Origin of the sequence: Paraburkholderia terrae, assembly GCF_002902925.1 — a bacterium.
Taxonomy (GTDB): domain Bacteria; phylum Pseudomonadota; class Gammaproteobacteria; order Burkholderiales; family Burkholderiaceae; genus Paraburkholderia; species Paraburkholderia terrae.
The window spans coordinates 2,463,462-2,479,619 of record NZ_CP026113.1; the positions used below are offsets into that span (position 1 = coordinate 2,463,462).

Annotated in this window: 16 protein-coding genes; 6 read left to right on the top strand and 10 right to left on the bottom strand. The window is 62.5% G+C overall.

All coding sequences use genetic code 11. The features are described 5' to 3' along the window. Nucleotides 1–842: 842 nt before the first annotated feature. Nucleotides 843–3,263, top strand: coding sequence for a membrane-bound PQQ-dependent dehydrogenase, glucose/quinate/shikimate family (locus C2L65_RS40770; RefSeq protein WP_042305591.1), 2,421 nt, complete (start codon nucleotides 843–845; stop codon nucleotides 3,261–3,263). A gap of 92 nt (nucleotides 3,264–3,355) precedes the next feature. After that, the gene (locus C2L65_RS40775; protein ID WP_042305592.1) at nucleotides 3,356–4,399 is read left to right on the top strand and encodes a porin; all 1,044 of its coding nucleotides are present in this window, start codon (nucleotides 3,356–3,358) and stop codon (nucleotides 4,397–4,399) included. Nucleotides 4,400–4,409: 10 nt separating this feature from the next. On the opposite strand, the gene C2L65_RS40780 is transcribed toward C2L65_RS40775, so the two are convergent. Both C2L65_RS40780 and C2L65_RS40785 read right to left on the bottom strand, forming a co-directional pair. Beyond that, nucleotides 4,410–4,868, bottom strand: coding sequence for a type II 3-dehydroquinate dehydratase (locus C2L65_RS40780; protein ID WP_042305593.1), 459 nt, complete (start codon nucleotides 4,866–4,868; stop codon nucleotides 4,410–4,412). A 16-nt stretch (nucleotides 4,869–4,884) separates the two neighbouring features. Then, nucleotides 4,885–6,252, bottom strand: a complete 1,368-nt coding sequence (locus C2L65_RS40785) for an MFS transporter (protein WP_042305598.1) — start codon at nucleotides 6,250–6,252, stop codon at nucleotides 4,885–4,887. A gap of 210 nt (nucleotides 6,253–6,462) precedes the next feature. Between C2L65_RS40785 and C2L65_RS40790 the strand changes: the two genes are divergently transcribed. Continuing rightward, nucleotides 6,463–7,245: an IclR family transcriptional regulator gene (locus C2L65_RS40790; protein ID WP_007736279.1), complete on the top strand. Its 783-nt coding sequence runs from the start codon at nucleotides 6,463–6,465 to the stop codon at nucleotides 7,243–7,245. A gap of 71 nt (nucleotides 7,246–7,316) precedes the next feature. Next, complete coding sequence (locus C2L65_RS40795; protein WP_158660430.1) at nucleotides 7,317–7,640, top strand: hypothetical protein; 324 nt, start codon at nucleotides 7,317–7,319, stop codon at nucleotides 7,638–7,640. Between the two features lie 671 nt (nucleotides 7,641–8,311). Here C2L65_RS40795 and C2L65_RS40800 read toward each other — a convergent pair. Together C2L65_RS40800 and C2L65_RS40805 are read right to left on the bottom strand one after the other, a co-directional pair. Next, the gene (locus C2L65_RS40800) at nucleotides 8,312–9,142 is read right to left on the bottom strand and encodes an aldo/keto reductase (protein ID WP_042305721.1); all 831 of its coding nucleotides are present in this window, start codon (nucleotides 9,140–9,142) and stop codon (nucleotides 8,312–8,314) included. A 29-nt stretch (nucleotides 9,143–9,171) separates the two neighbouring features. Continuing rightward, nucleotides 9,172–10,011, bottom strand: a complete 840-nt coding sequence (locus C2L65_RS40805; protein WP_042305599.1) for an amidohydrolase family protein — start codon at nucleotides 10,009–10,011, stop codon at nucleotides 9,172–9,174. Nucleotides 10,012–10,163: 152 nt separating this feature from the next. Between C2L65_RS40805 and C2L65_RS40810 the strand changes: the two genes are divergently transcribed. Then, complete coding sequence (locus tag C2L65_RS40810) at nucleotides 10,164–11,060, top strand: LysR family transcriptional regulator (protein ID WP_042305600.1); 897 nt, start codon at nucleotides 10,164–10,166, stop codon at nucleotides 11,058–11,060. Nucleotides 11,061–11,069: 9 nt separating this feature from the next. Here the strand turns inward: C2L65_RS40810 and C2L65_RS40815 are convergent, their stop codons facing one another. The 6 genes from C2L65_RS40815 to C2L65_RS40840 all read right to left on the bottom strand — a co-directional run bounded on the left by C2L65_RS40815 (nucleotide 11,070) and on the right by C2L65_RS40840 (nucleotide 14,546). Beyond that, the gene (locus C2L65_RS40815; RefSeq protein WP_042305601.1) at nucleotides 11,070–11,486 is read right to left on the bottom strand and encodes a cupin domain-containing protein; all 417 of its coding nucleotides are present in this window, start codon (nucleotides 11,484–11,486) and stop codon (nucleotides 11,070–11,072) included. Between the two features lie 33 nt (nucleotides 11,487–11,519). Then, on the bottom strand, nucleotides 11,520–12,275 hold the full coding sequence (locus C2L65_RS40820) for an SDR family oxidoreductase (protein ID WP_042305602.1): 756 nt from the start codon (nucleotides 12,273–12,275) through the stop codon (nucleotides 11,520–11,522). Between the two features lie 60 nt (nucleotides 12,276–12,335). Beyond that, entirely contained in the window at nucleotides 12,336–12,584 is a 249-nt protein-coding gene (locus tag C2L65_RS40825; RefSeq protein ID WP_081920795.1) for a hypothetical protein, read from the bottom strand. 387 nt (nucleotides 12,585–12,971) lie between these two features. Beyond that, nucleotides 12,972–13,430: a carboxymuconolactone decarboxylase family protein gene (locus C2L65_RS40830; RefSeq protein ID WP_042305603.1), complete on the bottom strand. Its 459-nt coding sequence runs from the start codon at nucleotides 13,428–13,430 to the stop codon at nucleotides 12,972–12,974. A gap of 22 nt (nucleotides 13,431–13,452) precedes the next feature. Then, a complete protein-coding gene (locus tag C2L65_RS40835; protein WP_042305604.1) occupies nucleotides 13,453–14,112 on the bottom strand; it encodes an FMN-dependent NADH-azoreductase in 660 nt (219 codons plus the stop codon). Continuing rightward, complete coding sequence (locus C2L65_RS40840; protein ID WP_042305605.1) at nucleotides 14,109–14,546, bottom strand: GNAT family N-acetyltransferase; 438 nt, start codon at nucleotides 14,544–14,546, stop codon at nucleotides 14,109–14,111. Before C2L65_RS40840 ends, C2L65_RS40835 begins: the two co-directional genes overlap by 4 nt. Nucleotides 14,547–14,636: 90 nt before the next feature. Here C2L65_RS40840 and pdxR point away from each other — a divergent pair, with 90 nt between their 5' ends. Beyond that, nucleotides 14,637–16,079, top strand: a complete 1,443-nt coding sequence (pdxR, locus tag C2L65_RS40845) for a MocR-like pyridoxine biosynthesis transcription factor PdxR (protein ID WP_042305606.1) — start codon at nucleotides 14,637–14,639, stop codon at nucleotides 16,077–16,079. Nucleotides 16,080–16,158: the final 79 nt, after the last annotated feature.

A 16,158-nucleotide genomic window follows, 5' to 3' on the forward strand; every position in this document is an offset into this window, starting at 1 on the left:
TTGCGTGACAGTGAGTCGTTTCTTTAGACAATTATTAGAAAATTTGCTCGCCTTCTCTATTCGATTTTCAAATTGAAATTGGAAAATATCTATTCTTTAGCGATATTCGCTGCAATACGTGTATGTGCAAACGTTTGCCATCCGGAGTAATGCGAAACCACTTGATTTGACGGACCTTTGCGCGAAATCTTCGGCGTTGCCATAACTCCCGCTACGTTCACCAGAAAATAGCTGGCCCAGGAAAGCGTATCGCTTATTCACCGCTTTTAATCGTCCGCAAACGATTGCCTGACGTTAAGTCTAAGTAAATTGGTTTATTGAAAGCGGAAGATTATGGTCCTGACGTAACGCAAGTCAGAAGCGGTCAATTTCAGCAAGCGCCGCTCGTCAACACAACATCACCCGAGCGATCGCCACAACCCACTTCTCCCCGCCGCGTCGAAACTTGAAAGGGCCGGCGGTTCGGCGGGTGATGCAGCCTCGGTTTGGGTGTCCGCGCGTTTTGCGTTAAAATGTACGAACTAGTTAGTCCTATGCAAATCAGCGCCGTATTTTTGGGCGCATTTGCCCACATCGCATTTGTCGCGCCTAGCCATCGCCCGGCGCGCGATACAGCGATGCCCACGGCTCAGTGCGAACAGCGCTTCGCGCTGTTCGAAGCGCATGCCGAAGCGCGCTGAGCTGGCCGATCGTCACCGCGCAAGCCCCGACTGAACGGCCGCCCGAGCCAATCCATCACGATGGAAGCGATCGCGCGTCGACCTCGCGGCCGGCTGTACGCGAATGCCCGGCCCCGTAGCGCTTCGCATGCCCCAACTTTTGCGTACCCATGAAGACAAGCAATGTCCAAGCAACCTCAAACTAAGCCACTATCGACGACGGCCCGCGTCGGTCTGACGCTCGCCGGCGCGCTCGGCCTGCTGCTCGGCCTGTACTTCGCGATCGGCGGCGCGCTGCTCGTCGCGCGCGGCGGCACCTGGTATTACCTTCTGATGGGCCTCGCCGTCTGCGCGACGGGCATCCAGCTTGCGCGACGCAAATCGAGCGCGTGTGTGATCTTCGCGCTCGTGATCGTTGCGACCGTGCTGTGGGCGATCTGGGAAAGCGGATTCGACTTCTGGCCGCTGCAGGCCCGCATCTTCATGTTCACGATGATCGGCATGCTGCTCGCGCCCGTGTATCCCGCGCTGCGCTGCTTCCAGGGCAAGCGCCCGGCGAAGGGCGCCGCGTGGACGGCGGGCCTGGCGCTGCTGGCGTGTAACGCGCTGTTCGTGTACGGCATGTTCGTGCCGCACGGCACGTTCGGCACCGAGGCCAACGCGATCAATGCGAAGGGCGATGCCGGCACGGGCGACTGGTCCGCATACGGCCACTCGGCGGGCGGTGACCGCTTCACGGGCTCCATGCAGATCGATCGCAATAACGTGAAGAACCTGCAGGTCGCGTGGACTTATCACACGGGCGACGTGCCCGTCAGCCCCGGTGGCGGCGGCGCGGAAGATCAGGAAACACCGCTGCAGATCGGCGACACGCTGTTCGTGTGCTCGCCGCACAACACGGTGATCGCGCTCGACGCTTCGAACGGCCGCGAGAAATGGCGCCATGAATTCCCGACCATGACGACTGTCTGGGTGCGCTGCCGCGGCCTCGCGTATTTCGACGCGACGAAACCCGTGCAGCAGCCGAGCGTTTCCGGTTCGACGCCTGTCACACCCGTTGCACTGCCGGACGAGCACGCCGCCTGCCGTCGCCGCATCTACATGAACACGATCGACGCGCAGCTCGTCGCGCTCGATGCCAACACAGGCAAGCTGTGCGAAGACTTCGGCAATCACGGCGTGATCGATCTCAAGGCCGGCCTCGGCCACGCGGCGAGCCCGCTGTACGAACTGACGTCGCCGCCGACCGTCGCGGGCACGACCGTCGTGGTCGGAGGACGTGTCGCGGATAACGTGTCGCTCGACATGCCCGGCGGCGTGGTGCGCGGCTTCGACGTGATGACGGGCGCGATGAAGTGGGCGTTCGATCCGGGCAACCCGCAGGACAAACAGGCGCCCGCGCCCGGCAAGACCTTCGTGCGCTCGACGCCGAACGTATGGGCGCCGATGTCGTACGACGCCACGTCGAACACGGTGTACATGCCCGTCGGCAGCGCGGCGATCGACCTGTGGGGCGTGAAGCGCACCAAGCTCGACGAATCCTACGGCGCCTCGATTCTCGCGCTCGACGCGACGACGGGCGCCGAGAAGTGGCACTTCCAGACCGTTCATCACGATCTGTGGGACTACGACGTCCCCATGCAGCCGACGCTCGTCGATTTCCCCGTCGACGGCAAAACGGTGCCGGCGCTGATCGTCGGCACGAAGATGGGGCAGCTGTTCGTGCTCGATCGTCTGACGGGCAAGCCGCTGACGAAGGTGATCGAACAGCCGGTCAAGTCCGCGACGATTCCGGACGAGCCTTATGCGAAGACCCAGCCGTTGTCGGTCGGCATGCCGCAAATCGGCGCCGATGTGCTGAAGGGCGCCGACATGTGGGGCATGACGCCCGTCGACCAGATGATGTGCCGCATCATCTTCCACGGCATGCGCTACGACGGCCTGTTCACCGCACCGGACACGGACACGTCGCTGAGCTTCCCCGGCTCGCTCGGCGGGATGAACTGGGGCGGGCTGTCGTACGACCCGAACGCGGGCATGATCTTCGTGAACGACATGCGCCTCGGGCTGTGGGTTCATCTCGTCAAGGAAGAGCGCAAGGGCGGCACGTCGAATGGCAACGAAGCAGTGAACGCAGGCATGGGCGCGGTGCCGCTCGGCGGCACGCCGTATTCGGTGACGAAAGACCGCTTCTTCTCGCCGCTCGGCATTCCGTGTCAGAAACCGCCGTTCGGCAGCCTGACGGCAATCGATCTGAAAACGCGCAGCATCGCGTGGCAGGTGCCGCTCGGCACGGTGCGCGACACGCGTCTGTGGGGCGTGCAGATGCACATGCCCACGCCGATTGGCATGCCGACGATCGGCGGTTCGCTCAGCACGGGCGGCGGCCTCGTATTCTTCGCGGCGACGCAAGACTACTACCTGCGCGCGTTCGATAGCTCGACAGGCAAGGAAGTCTGGAAGGCACGACTGCCCGTGGGCAGCCAGGGCACGCCGATGAGCTATGTGCTCAACGGCAAGCAGTACATCGTGATCTCGGCGGGCGGCGCGCGCCAGTCGCCAGATCGCGGCGACTACGTGATCGCCTACGCGCTGCCGCAATAACGCGTGCAGTGCGAGCCCGATGCGCGCGCATTCGCTGTGCGCATCGGGCGGTCGCCATCGTGCCAGTTGCGCACAGACTCACCTCCTCCCTCATGAAACGTTTATTACTTGCGTCGCCTTCTGTGCGACGCACGTCCATTGCATTCGCCGTGTTCGCCGCGCACGTCGCAAGCGCTCACGCGCAGGCGTCCGTCACGCTCTACGGCGCGCTCGACACCAGCATCGAAATCACCAACCCGGGCGCGGGCTCCGTCGCGCGCATGGATTCCGGCGCGTATCGCGGTTCGCGCGTGGGGCTGCGCGGCGTGGAAGATATCGGCAACGGCGTCCAGATTCTGTTCGACCTGGAGAATGGATTTAGCTCAGGCAACGGCTCGCTCGCCGTCGCGAATACGATCTTCAATCGCCAGGCGTGGATCGGCGCGGCGACGCCGTATGGCACCGTGCGCGTCGGCCGCCAGTATTCGCCGATCTACATCCCGTTCAAGGGACAACTCGACGCGTTCGGCGCAGGCACGATCGCCTCGGGCCTCAACAATCTGTCGAAGATCACCCCGTACGCGAGCAACGCGATCACGTATCTGTCACCCGAATTCCACGGTTTCTCGACGACATTCATGGCGATGGTGCGCGACCCCGCAGACGGCGACGGCAACGGTCTCGCCGGCCATATTGAAACTTTCGCGTGGCGCGACGGCCCTTTGCGGGTTTCCTATGCGCATCAACAGACGCATGGCGACGGCGCGCTGCGGGCCAATCTTGGCGGCATGTCGTACGCGTATGGCGCGCTGACCGGTTTCGTTTCGTTCTTCAACGGCGATGGCGGCACGCCGCGTTATCACAACGATGGTGTATCGGTGTCGGCGCGCTACGCGGTCAATGCACGCTTTCGTGCGTCACTCGGCTACGCGTATCTGCGCGACCGCTCGGGCGGCGACAATAACGCCGACCAGTTCAGCGCCGCCTGCGAATACGACCTGTCGAAACGCGTACTGCTCTATGCGAGCGCGGGCTGGTTGAGAAATCGCGGACAGGGCGAATTCACGCTCAAGGGCGTGAACGTCACGGGCCTCGCACCGTCGTGGCCAGGCGCGACAGTGCGAGGCGTGCAGTTGGGGATGATCGACCGCTTCTAGGCTGTCTGTTTCATCGCGCTGTAGCAGCCTGCTGCGAAAGACTGCTCGCGACAGCCCGCATCGCGAGCAGATAGCCCTCCGGGCCCAGACCGCAGATCACGCCGCGCGCCGCCAGCGAAATCAGCGAGTGCCGGTATTGCTCGTCACGCTGATGAATATTCGTGATGTGTACTTCGATCACCGGCTGACGGATCAGCTTGACGGCATCCAGCACGGGAATCGACGCGAACGAAAAACCGGCGGGATTGATGATGACGGCCGCGTCCGCTTCGAACGCTTCCTGCAGCCAGTCGACCATCACGCCTTCGTGATTGGTCTGGCGAAACTCGCAGTACACGCCGAGTTCCTCCGCGAGCGCTTCAGTTCTTTCCTTGATCTGCGCGAGCGTCGTCGTGCCGTACAGATGCGGCTCCCGTTTGCCGAGCATGTTGAGGTTCGAACCGTTCAACACATAAACCGTTGGTTTCATCTTGCTTGCCTGCGTTTCAATGGGAATGGGATTGCATCGAGCCGTGCGTGGAAGCGCCCAGCACTTCCGCTTTGGAATCGGCCCGGTTCATATCGATGCCGAGCGTTTCGGGTGCAGTCAGAATCGCGATGAGCGAGATCACGTTGAACGCCACGCATACGGCCACCACGCCCCACGGCGAGCCGTTGCACACTGCGAACAGCCACACGGCGAGCACGGGCATCGGGCCGCCGGCCACGAGATTGGCGCCCGTGTACGCGAGCGCGGAGCCCGAATAGCGCACGTTGGTCGGAAAGGCTTCTGCGAAAGCGACCGGCTGAATGCCGCTCTGGAATTGCGTAAAGCCGAGAAAGAAGCCCATTGCAAGCAGCATCGGCAGGAAGCTCTTCGTGTCGAGAATCTGGAAATAGAAGAAGAGCATGGCGAGCGTCATGCATGATCCCAGCGCAAGAGCCTTGCGTCGTCCGATGCGATCGCTCAGCATGCCGCCCGCCAGCGCGCCGGCGATCGCGCAGACATTCGCGCCCATCAGCAGCAGAAAGCCGGTTTGCTTCGGCACGCCGAGTGTCTTCGTCACATAGCTGAGCGAGAACACCACGATCAGATAGAAGATCGCCGCCGGGCCGCAGAAGAACAGCATCCAGCGCAACACCGTGCGCCAGTGCAGACGCAGCGCATCGCGCAACGGACTGCCCACTTCCACGACTTCCGTCTTGCGCAGCGCTTCGAACGCGGGCGTCTCGCTGACCCGCAGACGGATATACACGCCGACGATCACGAGAATGAAGCTCATCACGAACGGAATGCGCCAGCCGTAGCTGTCGAATGCTGCAGTCGACATCGTCGACGACAGCGCGAGCAACACGCCGTTCGCCATGATCTGGCTAAGCGGCGAGCACAAACCGAGCAGGCCCGAGTATTTGCCGCGCCGGTCGGCGCTCGCATGTTCGATCGCCATCAGTTGCGCGCCCGTCGATTCGCCGCCCAGCGCAAAGCCCTGCAAGATGCGCAGCAATACGAGCAGCAACGGCGCCCACACGCCGATGCTCGCGTAAGTCGGCAGCAGTCCCATCAGCATCGACGACAGGCCCATCACGGACACCGTCGCGAGCATCAGGTTGCGGCGGCCGAGCTTGTCGCCCAGATGCCCGCAGATGATGGCGCCCAGCGGCCGCGCCGCGAGGCCGACGCCGAACGTTGCCAGCGAAGCCAGCAACGCGGAGGTCGAATCCATCGCGGGAAAGAACAGCTTGGGCAGCACGGTCGCGGCCAGTGCGCCGTACAGCGTGAAGTCGAACCATTCGAGCGCGGTGCCGATAGCGGCCGCCGTGACGGCACGGGTGCGCATCGCCTGTTGCGCGGGTAGATGCGATGGGTTGTTCATGGTGTCTCCTCTCCAAACCTTTGTCGTTTCGGCGGCATATGCCGCGTTGCTCTTTTCTTCGCTCGCGCCGTTGCCGCCGTTGCAGTGACGCATGGCGTCGCGAGTTGTTGCACAGATTAACAGCGCAGCTGGGACGCCATTCCAGGCTGGAATTTCATCCCGCATCGTGCAATCATCGCGAGAAATTCATGCAAACAGGAGACACGTACGATGCCCGGCGTGACCGAACGGACCATGGCCGTCCTTGAATTTCTGGCTACGCAAATGGAGGGAACACCGCTCGCGCTGATCTCGGACCAGTTGGAGATTCCTCGCAGCGCCTGCCACCGGCTGCTGGTCGATCTGAAGCAATGCGGGTATGTGCGGCAGCTTCGCGAGCACGGCGACTACGTGCTGACGACGAAGATGGTCGGCCTGGGACTCAGCTATCTGGCGACTTCGGGCATCGTCGATATTGCGCAGACCATGTTGGACCGGCTGGCGGAGGGATCGGGCGAACTGGTGCGGCTCGCTATCGTCGACGGCGACAGGCTGACGTGGGTGGCGAAATCGCAAGGTGCGCTAAAGGGTCTGCGCTACGACCCGGATATGGGCATGGATACGATCCTGTCGTGCAGCGCGACAGGTCACGCGTGGATGATGACGATGACCGACGAGCGCGCGCTCGAACTCGTCACGCGGCAGGGTTTCGGCTCGCCGAAGCAATATGGGCCTAAGGCGCCCACTACGATTGGCGCATTGCTGAAGTTTGTTCATGCCGCCCGGGAGCGCGGGTATGCAACGATCAACGAAGTCTTCGCGCCGGGGATGACGGCGATGGCGGCGCCCGTGCAGCGGCGTGGCTATCCGGCTATTGGTGTGATCAGCATTGCGGGGCCGCTCGTGCGGCTCACGGAAAAGCGCATGGAGACGCTTGGGCCGACGCTGGTTGCTGCTGCTAGTGAACTCGCGGCGGCGAGTCTTGCTTCGCCGTTGTTTGCTCGCGTGCGATAGTGGTGCTGCCTGCGCGGCGCGGGCGGTTTGGGGGTTTTGCTTTTGTGCTCGCGGCTGCGAGGTGGTGGTTTTTGCTGCGCAAGCGGTTTGGTTTTGGTTTTGGTTTTGGTTTTGGTTTTGGTTTTGGTTTTGGTTTTGGTTTTGGTTTTGGTTTTGGTTTTGGTTTTGGTTTGCTGGTGCTTTGCGCTGGCATCCGGGATGCGGTGTTTGCTGCGCAGGCCTTTGGGTTGTATGTTTGCCTTTTGGGCTGGCATCCGCGATGCGGTGTTTGCTGCGCAGGCCTTTCTGTTGTGCGTTTGCCTTTGCGCTGGCATCCGCGCTATGTCTTCGTGCTTCAAGCGTCGCCCCTGTGCGGGGCGGCACCTACTTTTCTTTGCCGCCGCAAAGAAAAGTAGGCAAAAGAAAGCGGCTAACACCGCCAACATTTCTTCTTGCCTGAGGGCCCCCAACGGGCCTTACTCTTCACACGGCAGCATTTCTGGTTGCGTGCGTTGCCAACGCTTTGAATGTGCGTCTCACCCGCTTCAAACACCCGAACAAGAGCTCGCGGCAGCGAATGGTTTGCGCCGCCCAGGTGGCAAACTGTGTGTAGGTTGTCGCGGCGTATAGCTCGGCGCTCTTTCAGGGTGGAACGCGTGCGCAATCGGTCCGAAGTGTGGCGTGTGTGGCACTACGGCCTACACACAGTTTGCCACCTGGGCGGCCGTGGACTATCTGGCACGGTATGCTGCAACGCGGATGCGTGAAGCGGGTGATGAGCACCGCAAGAGCGCTGGCAACAAACGTGGGTCACGTGATTGCCGTGTGAAGCGTAAGAACCTTCGGGGGCCCTCAGGCAAGAAGAAGAACTGGCGGTGTTAGCCGCTTTCTTTTGCCTACTTTTCTTTGCGGCGGCAAAGAAAAGTAGGTGCCGCCCCGCACAGGGGCGACGCTTGAAGCACGATAACAAAACGCGGATGCCAGCGAAAACGCAAGCAAACCAAACCGCGGCGCATGAAGCCCAAAGGCAAAGCGCGGACGCCAGCGCAAAGGCAAACCAAAACCAAACCGCTTGCGCAGCAAAAAATCACACCACCTCATCCCACTGCGGCGCAAACACAGGACTCACGAGCCGCTCGTCCTTCGGCAACGCAGCAATCACCGCGCGGTCTTCATCGTCAAGTCGCACATCAAGCGTCGCCAAGTTCGAAGTCTGATTCGCCGCACCACTCGCCTTCGGCACAGCAGCAACATTCGCCTGCTCAAGCAGCCAGGCCAGAGCGACCTGCGTCGGCAGCACACCATGCTTGCGCGCAATATCAACGATCGCGGGAATCTCCGACACACGATTACGCACAAGCGGGCTATACGCCGTCAGCGCCATCTCATGCAGCCGCGCGAAATCCAGCAGCTTCGACTGACCAAGCGTCACGTGATACTCGACCTGTATCGCCGCGAGCGGCGCGCCGATCGTCTCGACGGCCTCACGCAACAGCGGCAACGGGAAGTTAGCAACGCCAATCGCCCGCGCAAGCCCGCGCTCCTTCAGCGCGACGAGCGCATCAATCGAGCGGCGCAAGTCCATGTCCTGCGTGGGCCAGTGAATCAGAAACAGATCCACGTACTCGCTACGCAAATCGCGCAACGAGCGCTCGCACGACGCGCGCAGCGCCTGCGGTTCGAGCTGATCCCACCAGACCTTGCTGGTCACGTGAATCTGCTCCCGCGGCACCGGCGACGCAGCGAGCGCGGCACCGACGGCATCCTCATTCTGATAGCCCGCTGCCGTGTCGATATGCCGATAGCCGAGTTCCAGAGCCTGAACGACCGCGCGCGTGCAGTCTTCGCCGAGCATCGGCCAGGTGCCGAGGCCGAGCTTCGGCATGTCGAGGCCGTGTCGATTGACGATGTGTTCCAAGCGTTGTTTCTCCATCATTGATACGGGTGTCAAGATCGTTGAGCGTCGAAACCCAAAAGGCGTCGCGGCGTTTCCCACTGAATCTGATGCCGGGTTTCCGCGTCGGGAACGATCTGCTCGAACAGCGTCAGCAGCGGCCCATAGTCGAGCCGCTCCGGCGCGCGCAGGAACGGCCAGTCGGAACCCCACATGCAGCGTTGCGGGCCGAAGGCGCCAAGCAGCGCGTGCGCGTACGGCCATGCGTCCTCATACGGATACGCCCTGCGCGAGTACTTTTGCCAGCCGGACAGCTTGACGGTCGCGCGCGCGGAATCCGCGAGCCGCAGCAGCGCCTGGAAGCCTGGCTGAGCGATGCCCGCGTCGATATCGGGCCGACCGCCGTGGTCGATCAGAAGTTGCGCTTCCTGCTGCGCGAGCCATGGCGCCAACGCGACCAGTTGATCGCCACACACCTGGATCTGCGCAAACATCCCGAGGTCGGCCAGCAGCGCAAACAGCGCACCTGCATCGCGCACGAGTTCGACGCCTTCCATCGCCGGATTAAACGCGACGCCAACCACGCCCGCGCGGCGCAGCGCGACAAGCTCGCCTCGGCCGATATCGTTATCGACCACCGCGATGCCGCGAAAGCGTTCCTGGTACGTCTCCAATGCATCGACCAGGCAGCGGTTGTCGGTCCGGTAGCCGCTCGTCGGGCCGACCAGCAGGGCGTGCCGCACGCGATACGCGTCCATCACGTGTACGAACTGCGCGGCCGTGCCGATCTCCTGCTGTGCAGGCCGATACGCGGTGTCGTCCCGGTACGGAAAACGAACGGGATCGAAGATATGGCAGTGGCAGTCGATCTTGTCTTCGTCGAATACGCTCATCTCAGGTTCCCCATGCAGGCCGTCGTGTTCGCTGCGCGCAGCAGCGCAAATCGCGGCACGGCAATACTAGTGGGTTGCCGTGCCGCTGTCGTATGCCGTGTTTAGGCTACCCTATAACCTTTGGTTAATCTCTGCACGGATACGGAACAACGATGCGTTTCAAGCTGCGACAGATGGAAGTGTTCCGCGCGGTGATGCTGACGGGCTCGATCAACGCGGCCGCGAAGATGCTGTACGTCTCGCAGCCCGCCGTCAGCAAACTGGTCGCGCACACGGAGACCACGCTCGGACTGCGGCTCTTCGAGCGCGCGAAAGGCCGGCTCATCCCGACGGCCGAAGCGCAGGCGCTGTATCGCGAGGTCGAGCAGGTTTATCAATCGGCGCTGCGTGTCGATGAGTTCGCGCGGGCACTCGCGCTTGGCCCGGCCAGCCTGCTGCGCGTCGCGTGCAGCCCTTCGCTTGCGCCTGGCGTGGTCGCGCCCGCCATCGTTGAACTGAAGCGGCAGTTGCCGGGGCTCAGCGTCGACTGGCATACCACGCTGATGGCCGACTTGCCGCTCGAAGTGTTGAGCAAAACCGTCGACGTCGCAATCACGTCGCTGCCAATCGAGCATGAGCATCTGGAGGCCGTGCCGTTCATGCGCGGGCGAATGGTGTGCGCGTTGCCGCCGGGCCATCCGCTCGCCGAGCGCGAGCGGATCGCGCTCGCGGACCTGGAGCAAGAGCCGATGATTCTTTTCCGGCGCGACATCCCGTTCGGCACGATCATCGTGCGCGCATGCCAGCAGGCCAATGTCGAACTGACATCGGTGGTCGACGTCACGCGCGCCGATCAGGCGCTCGCACTCGTGCGCGGCGGACTAGGACTGGCGATCGTCGACGAGTTCGCAGCGGGCGATGTCGACTGCATCGTGCGCCCGCTCGTCGAGGATCTGGAGATGGTAGCGACATTCGTCTATTCGAAGTTCTCCCCACCGTCGCGCAGCGCGACCGTGCTGATGCAAGCCGTCTGCCGGCGCGCAGACGAACTCGGCAGACGAACCCGTTGAGCCTTGGGCTCAATTCCCGAATGGCGTCGTCAGTTCCGTCTCGTTCGTATCCACCACGAAGACGGCGAGAAGCTTCGCCGGCTTCGTCTTGCTCGCGTTCGCGCTGACGCCGTGGCGGTCGCCGGGCAGTTCAGAAAAATTCTGCCCGGCCTTGTAGACCGTCACAGGTCCGTCATTGACCTGACTGCGGATCGCACCCTCGAGCACGGTCGCATAGATGAACGCGGACTTCGCGTGCGTATGACCGGCCGAATAGCCCCCCGGACCATACTCGACCAGCACGCCCTTGATGCTCTTGCCCGGAACGTTCGGCAGTTCGTGCTGATAGACGAGCGTCACCTTGGCGCTCTTTTCTTTTGGTGCCTGCGCAAGCACGCTGCCGAACGGCAAGCTCGCGATGAGTAGCGAACAGAGGATGCGTTTCATGTCACACCTGTTGTTAGTTAGAAGGATGCGCAATCAGGCCTTGCTCTGCGAGCGGCGAAACCATTCGTCGAAACCGATCTTGCCAAGGCGCGCTTCGCCGAGCGGCACAAGCGAAAGATCTCCGACCAGGCCGCCGAAGTAACGGGCCTCAGGGTCGCGCACGACTTCGCGCGGATCGCCGGCCGCTTTCAGATAGCGGGCGATGATTTCGTCGAACGGCGCGCGTTCGGGTCCGGCAATATCGATGATGCCGTTGCGCGGCGCGGCAAGCGCGACATCGGCGACGATCGCGGCGACGTCATCGGCCGCGATGGGCTGGAACATACCAGGCGAGAGCCGGACCGCGTTGTCTTGCATGCCTGAATCGGCGATGCCGCCAAGGAATTCGAAGAACTGCGTCGAGCGGACGATCGTGTAGGGAACGCCGGAAGACTCAACCAGCTTCTCCTGCGCGACCTTCGCGCGAAAGTAGCCGTTCTCGGGCGTGCGATCGGTTCCCACGATGGACAGCGCGACATGGTGCCGGACGCCCGCCTCCGCCTCGGCCGTGCGAAGGTTGCGGGCGGAGGTTTCGAAGAATGCCAGCACCGCCTTGTCTTCGAACGAGGGCGAATTGGACAGGTCGATGACCACCTGCGCGCCCGTCAGGCACGCTTTGAGCCCTTCGCCCGTGATGGTGTTGACGCCGCTTCTGGGCGAAGCGGCGACCACATCGTGATCAGCCTGACGCAGGATAGCGGCCGTCTTCGTGCCGATCAGGCCCGTGCCGCCAATGATAACGATCTTCATGAGTCACCCTCCATCGTCGATCGTTGCAGAACTTTCAACCGTTCAATCGCAACCGCTCGTTCAGTGGCCCGAATTCGGGTTGCACCGGGCCATATGGCCGCAACTGGCGGGCAGTGTCCATGCCGGGTGGGCTGCATTGCCCATCGCCATGGTGGTTCCGGATACGCCGCCGTACTCGGTAGTGCCGGGCGTGGACGTGGTTGGGGCCGGTTGCGCATTCTGTTGGGCCGGCGTGCCCTGAGCATGCGCCACGCTCGTCAGAGAGAGCGCAACAGTACACGCTGCCGAAAGGATGATTCGTGTGTTCATGATTTGACTCCTTCAATACGACAGCAGGTTTTGGAGCAGTTGCGTTGGCTTCGTCAAAGCCGACGCAGCGGTAAGCGGTGCTCGACAGGCACTGCTCGTGATTCCCCGCGCGGCCGGAACGAGCCGTCGCACGGCTGCGCGTCTGGCCTGCTGCCTGGTTTATGGAAAACGGGACGCGGCAAACACCGCGGGTGGCGTTCGAGGTGGCAGATGCACCTGAAGAATCGTCAGGGGGCCGGTAAGCCCCGCGCGCGTAAAGAAAACGCACCATAAAAACATAGACGTTCTTCAGGAAAATAGAAAATCAATTTGTAAGGCGGCGTACTGCGTTTGAATGCATGTCACACGCTCGCCGCGTCACATCGCTATGCCTCGCTTTTCGCGCCGTTAGTCGATCGGGTTTGCATCGACAGGCTGATGCATGCCAATCGCCATACGATTCCACGCGTTGATGACGGCGACGGCCCACGTCAACTCGACGATTTCCCCGTCGTTAAAGTACACGCGCAATGCCTGATATTCGACTTCACGATCCGCATGACCATCAGCAAGGCGTGTCAAGGATTCAGCCCACGCCAGCGCGGCCTGCTCTTTGGCGGTGAAGAAGTGGGTCTCGCGCCACGCCGACAATACGTTCAGGCGCTGCCACGATTCGCCGCCCTTGCGCAGTTCGCGCGCATGCATGTCGAGACAGTAGGCGCAGCCGTTGATTTGCGACACGCGCGTCTGCACGAGTTCGATCAGCTTGCTGCCAAGGGACGACTCGGCCAGCGACTGGCTGACGGCATACAGCGACTTGAACTGGAGGGGTGCGAGGGTAGTCCACGCGAGACGAGGTGCATTCATGATGAGCTCCAGAAAGTAATGGTTAAGCAATAGAAGAAGTGTTGGATTCGGATGACGCGTGGCGCTGCGGGTTGTCGCGCAGCCACTGCGCCGCCTTTGCCTCGACGAGCGCAAGCGGCTCGTCCGTCGATACGAGGCCAGCCGCATGCATGAACGTGACGTCCTTGAGTCCGATCACGCCCAGCACGGCGGACAGATAAGGTCGAAAGAAGTCCGGCTGATAGGCAGGCTCCCGGAACATCGCGCCGCCGGCGGTCACGGCAACGAAGGTGGGGCGGTCGCGTAACAAGCCGACCTTGCCGTTCGCGCCCGCGGCAAACGTCACGTCGATACGCACCACGTGATCGATCCAGTTCTTGAGCACGGCAGGCACCGTGAAGTTGTGTACGGGCGTCGAGATCCAGAGCATGTCCGCCTGATCCAGTTCACGAATCAGTTCGTCCGATACGGCGAGCGCCTCGCCGAACCGCTCTTTCGCAACGTTACCGGGCAACACGAGCGATTCCGCGTGCGCTTCCGTGATGGGCGGCAGCGGTTGCGTGCCAAGCTCGCGCCGCGTGATCTGAATGTCCCGCCCCAGACGCTCGGCCATGGCTGGCAGCAAATGACGGGTGAAGTGCCGGCTCGTCGAGTTGTCGCGCCGGGGGCTGCAATCGAGCAGCAACACCTTGAGGCTGTTCATGCCAGCTCCATGCTGAAGTGAAGGCCGCGGGCAAGCAGGCCGCAGCGGAAATAGAAGCGTTGCGCGAGCGCGTTGGCGAGCGCCGTATCGAGCACGAGACGCTGACAGTCTTCCGCGCGGCCCAGCGTACCCAGTTCGGCAAGCAGGCGTTCGCCATGACCATGGCCGCGTCCCGCCTCGTCCGTGATCAGATCGTCGACGTAGATGAAGCGGCCGTGAATCAGGTTGTCGATGCGCCGATAGCCGGCCAGCGCGACGGCCTCGCCGTTTTCCCAAACGCCTAGCAGGCGATAGCCCTGGGCACGTTGCAGCGCGACACGAGCGAGGAAGTCCTCGGCCGAATTCAATTGGGGACGCAGTTGATGCATGACGTCGAAACAGGCCATCACATCGGCATCTGTTTCGGCATGTCGGAGGGTCAGTGTGTCAGTCATGATGCCGATCGGGAGGGGTTGGTGTAGGCTTCAGTGTCGTCGTTCGATGACCCAGCCAACAGGGCCATTTTTCCTGCTTTAGACCAGGCCATGACACAGCCAACGGCCCGGGCGAAACCCGGCGCTCCCCCCATCCATGAGCAGATCTATGCGCGGTTTCGCGCGATGATCGAACAGGGACAGCTCAGTCCCGGCCAGAAGGTGTCGTCCTTGCGGGCGTTGGCGACTGAACTGGGCGTGGCTCGCGGCACCGTGCAGGTCGCCTACGACCGCCTGCTCGGCGAGGGCTACCTCGTTGCCCATGGTCCGGCAGGGACATTCGTTTCGGAACACACGGCCCCGGCGCAGCCCGCTCGCGCGAAGCAAGCGGCTGTCGTCGCCCCCCCGCTGCCGGCAGAGGGCGCACCCGGCAATATCATCGAAGTGGATGGCGGCAGTCCCGCACCGTTTCAGATGGGGCTGCCCGCGCTCGACGAATTCCCAAGGAAGCTCTGGGCAGGAGTGATGGCGCGGCAGGTTCGCAAGGCGGGATCGCTCACCAAACCCAAGCCCGCCGGTTACATGCCGTTGCGCGAGGCGCTGGCGGCCTATCTGCACCGCTCGCGCGGCATCGACGCGGATGCGGGCCAGGTCTTCATCGTGCCCGCCTATACCGCGAGCCTCGCGTTGACCGTCGACGCACTCGGCCTTGCACGCGAAAGCGCCTGGGTCGAGCATCCGGGCTATCCGCCCACTGCGCAAACGCTGAAACGGCTCGGCCTGCCGGTCTGCGATGTATCCGTGGATCAACACGGCATCGACGTCGCCTTTGGACGCGCGCATTTCCCACACGCGCGGCTTGCCGTCGTCACGCCGTCGCACCAGAGTCCGACTGGCGTCGCGTTGCCGTTACAGCGTCGCGTCGAACTTCTCGATTGGGCGGCCGAGCGTGACGCGTGGATCGTCGAGGATGACTACGACGGCGAGTACCGGTATCGCGGGCATCCCTTGCCCGCGCTGAAAAGCATGGACTCGGGCGGCCGGGTGATCTATTGCGGCACGCTGAGCAAGGTGCTGTTTCCGGGGCTGCGGCTTTCGTATGTGGTCGTCGCGCAAAGCCTCGTTCCGCAGTTCGAACTGGCGTGCAGGTGTACCACGCATGGCGGTTGCCCCGAACTGCTACAAGCGGCTGTCGCCGAGTTCATCAGCGAGGGCCACTTCTCGCGACATATCAAGCGAATGCGAACGCTCTACGCCCGACGCCGCGCGCTGCTGGCCGAAGCGCTCGCGCCTTACGCTGCCGAAGGCTTCGTCGTCCATTTGCAGGACGGCGGCATGCACCTTCTCGTCGACGTACGCGACGATCTCGACGATGTCGTGCTGGCCAGTCGCGCCCGCAACGCAGGCTTAGCCGTGCATGCGCTCACGACATGGCGCAACGGCGCGCCCGGACGGCGCGGCCTGTTGATGGGATTCACGAACGTCCGCGACCGCGACGAAGCTGAACGGCTGGTTGCGGAAATGATTCGCTCGTTCGAATTGCACGCGGGTTAGCGGCGTAGTGCTTGCGTCTCAAGGCATTTGCTCGATATACCTGATTCACCCCACATCATTCGCCATCCGAATTATCTGA

Bases quoted from the DNA above. Each gene is read 5' to 3' on its own strand.
- C2L65_RS40770 (WP_042305591.1), top strand. From the start codon at position 843: ATGTCCAAGCAACCTCAAACTAAGCCACTATCGACGACGGCCCGCGTC.
- C2L65_RS40775 (WP_042305592.1), top strand. From the start codon at position 3,356: ATGAAACGTTTATTACTTGCGTCGCCTTCTGTGCGACGCACGTCCATT.
- C2L65_RS40780 (WP_042305593.1), bottom strand. From the start codon at position 4,868: ATGAAACCAACGGTTTATGTGTTGAACGGTTCGAACCTCAACATGCTC.
- C2L65_RS40785 (WP_042305598.1), bottom strand. From the start codon at position 6,252: ATGAACAACCCATCGCATCTACCCGCGCAACAGGCGATGCGCACCCGT.
- C2L65_RS40790 (WP_007736279.1), top strand. From the start codon at position 6,463: ATGCCCGGCGTGACCGAACGGACCATGGCCGTCCTTGAATTTCTGGCT.
- C2L65_RS40805 (WP_042305599.1), bottom strand. From the start codon at position 10,011: ATGAGCGTATTCGACGAAGACAAGATCGACTGCCACTGCCATATCTTC.
- C2L65_RS40810 (WP_042305600.1), top strand. From the start codon at position 10,164: ATGCGTTTCAAGCTGCGACAGATGGAAGTGTTCCGCGCGGTGATGCTG.
- C2L65_RS40815 (WP_042305601.1), bottom strand. From the start codon at position 11,486: ATGAAACGCATCCTCTGTTCGCTACTCATCGCGAGCTTGCCGTTCGGC.
- C2L65_RS40820 (WP_042305602.1), bottom strand. From the start codon at position 12,275: ATGAAGATCGTTATCATTGGCGGCACGGGCCTGATCGGCACGAAGACG.
- C2L65_RS40825 (WP_081920795.1), bottom strand. From the start codon at position 12,584: ATGAACACACGAATCATCCTTTCGGCAGCGTGTACTGTTGCGCTCTCT.
- C2L65_RS40830 (WP_042305603.1), bottom strand. From the start codon at position 13,430: ATGAATGCACCTCGTCTCGCGTGGACTACCCTCGCACCCCTCCAGTTC.
- C2L65_RS40835 (WP_042305604.1), bottom strand. From the start codon at position 14,112: ATGAACAGCCTCAAGGTGTTGCTGCTCGATTGCAGCCCCCGGCGCGAC.
- C2L65_RS40840 (WP_042305605.1), bottom strand. From the start codon at position 14,546: ATGACTGACACACTGACCCTCCGACATGCCGAAACAGATGCCGATGTG.
- pdxR (WP_042305606.1), top strand. From the start codon at position 14,637: ATGACACAGCCAACGGCCCGGGCGAAACCCGGCGCTCCCCCCATCCAT.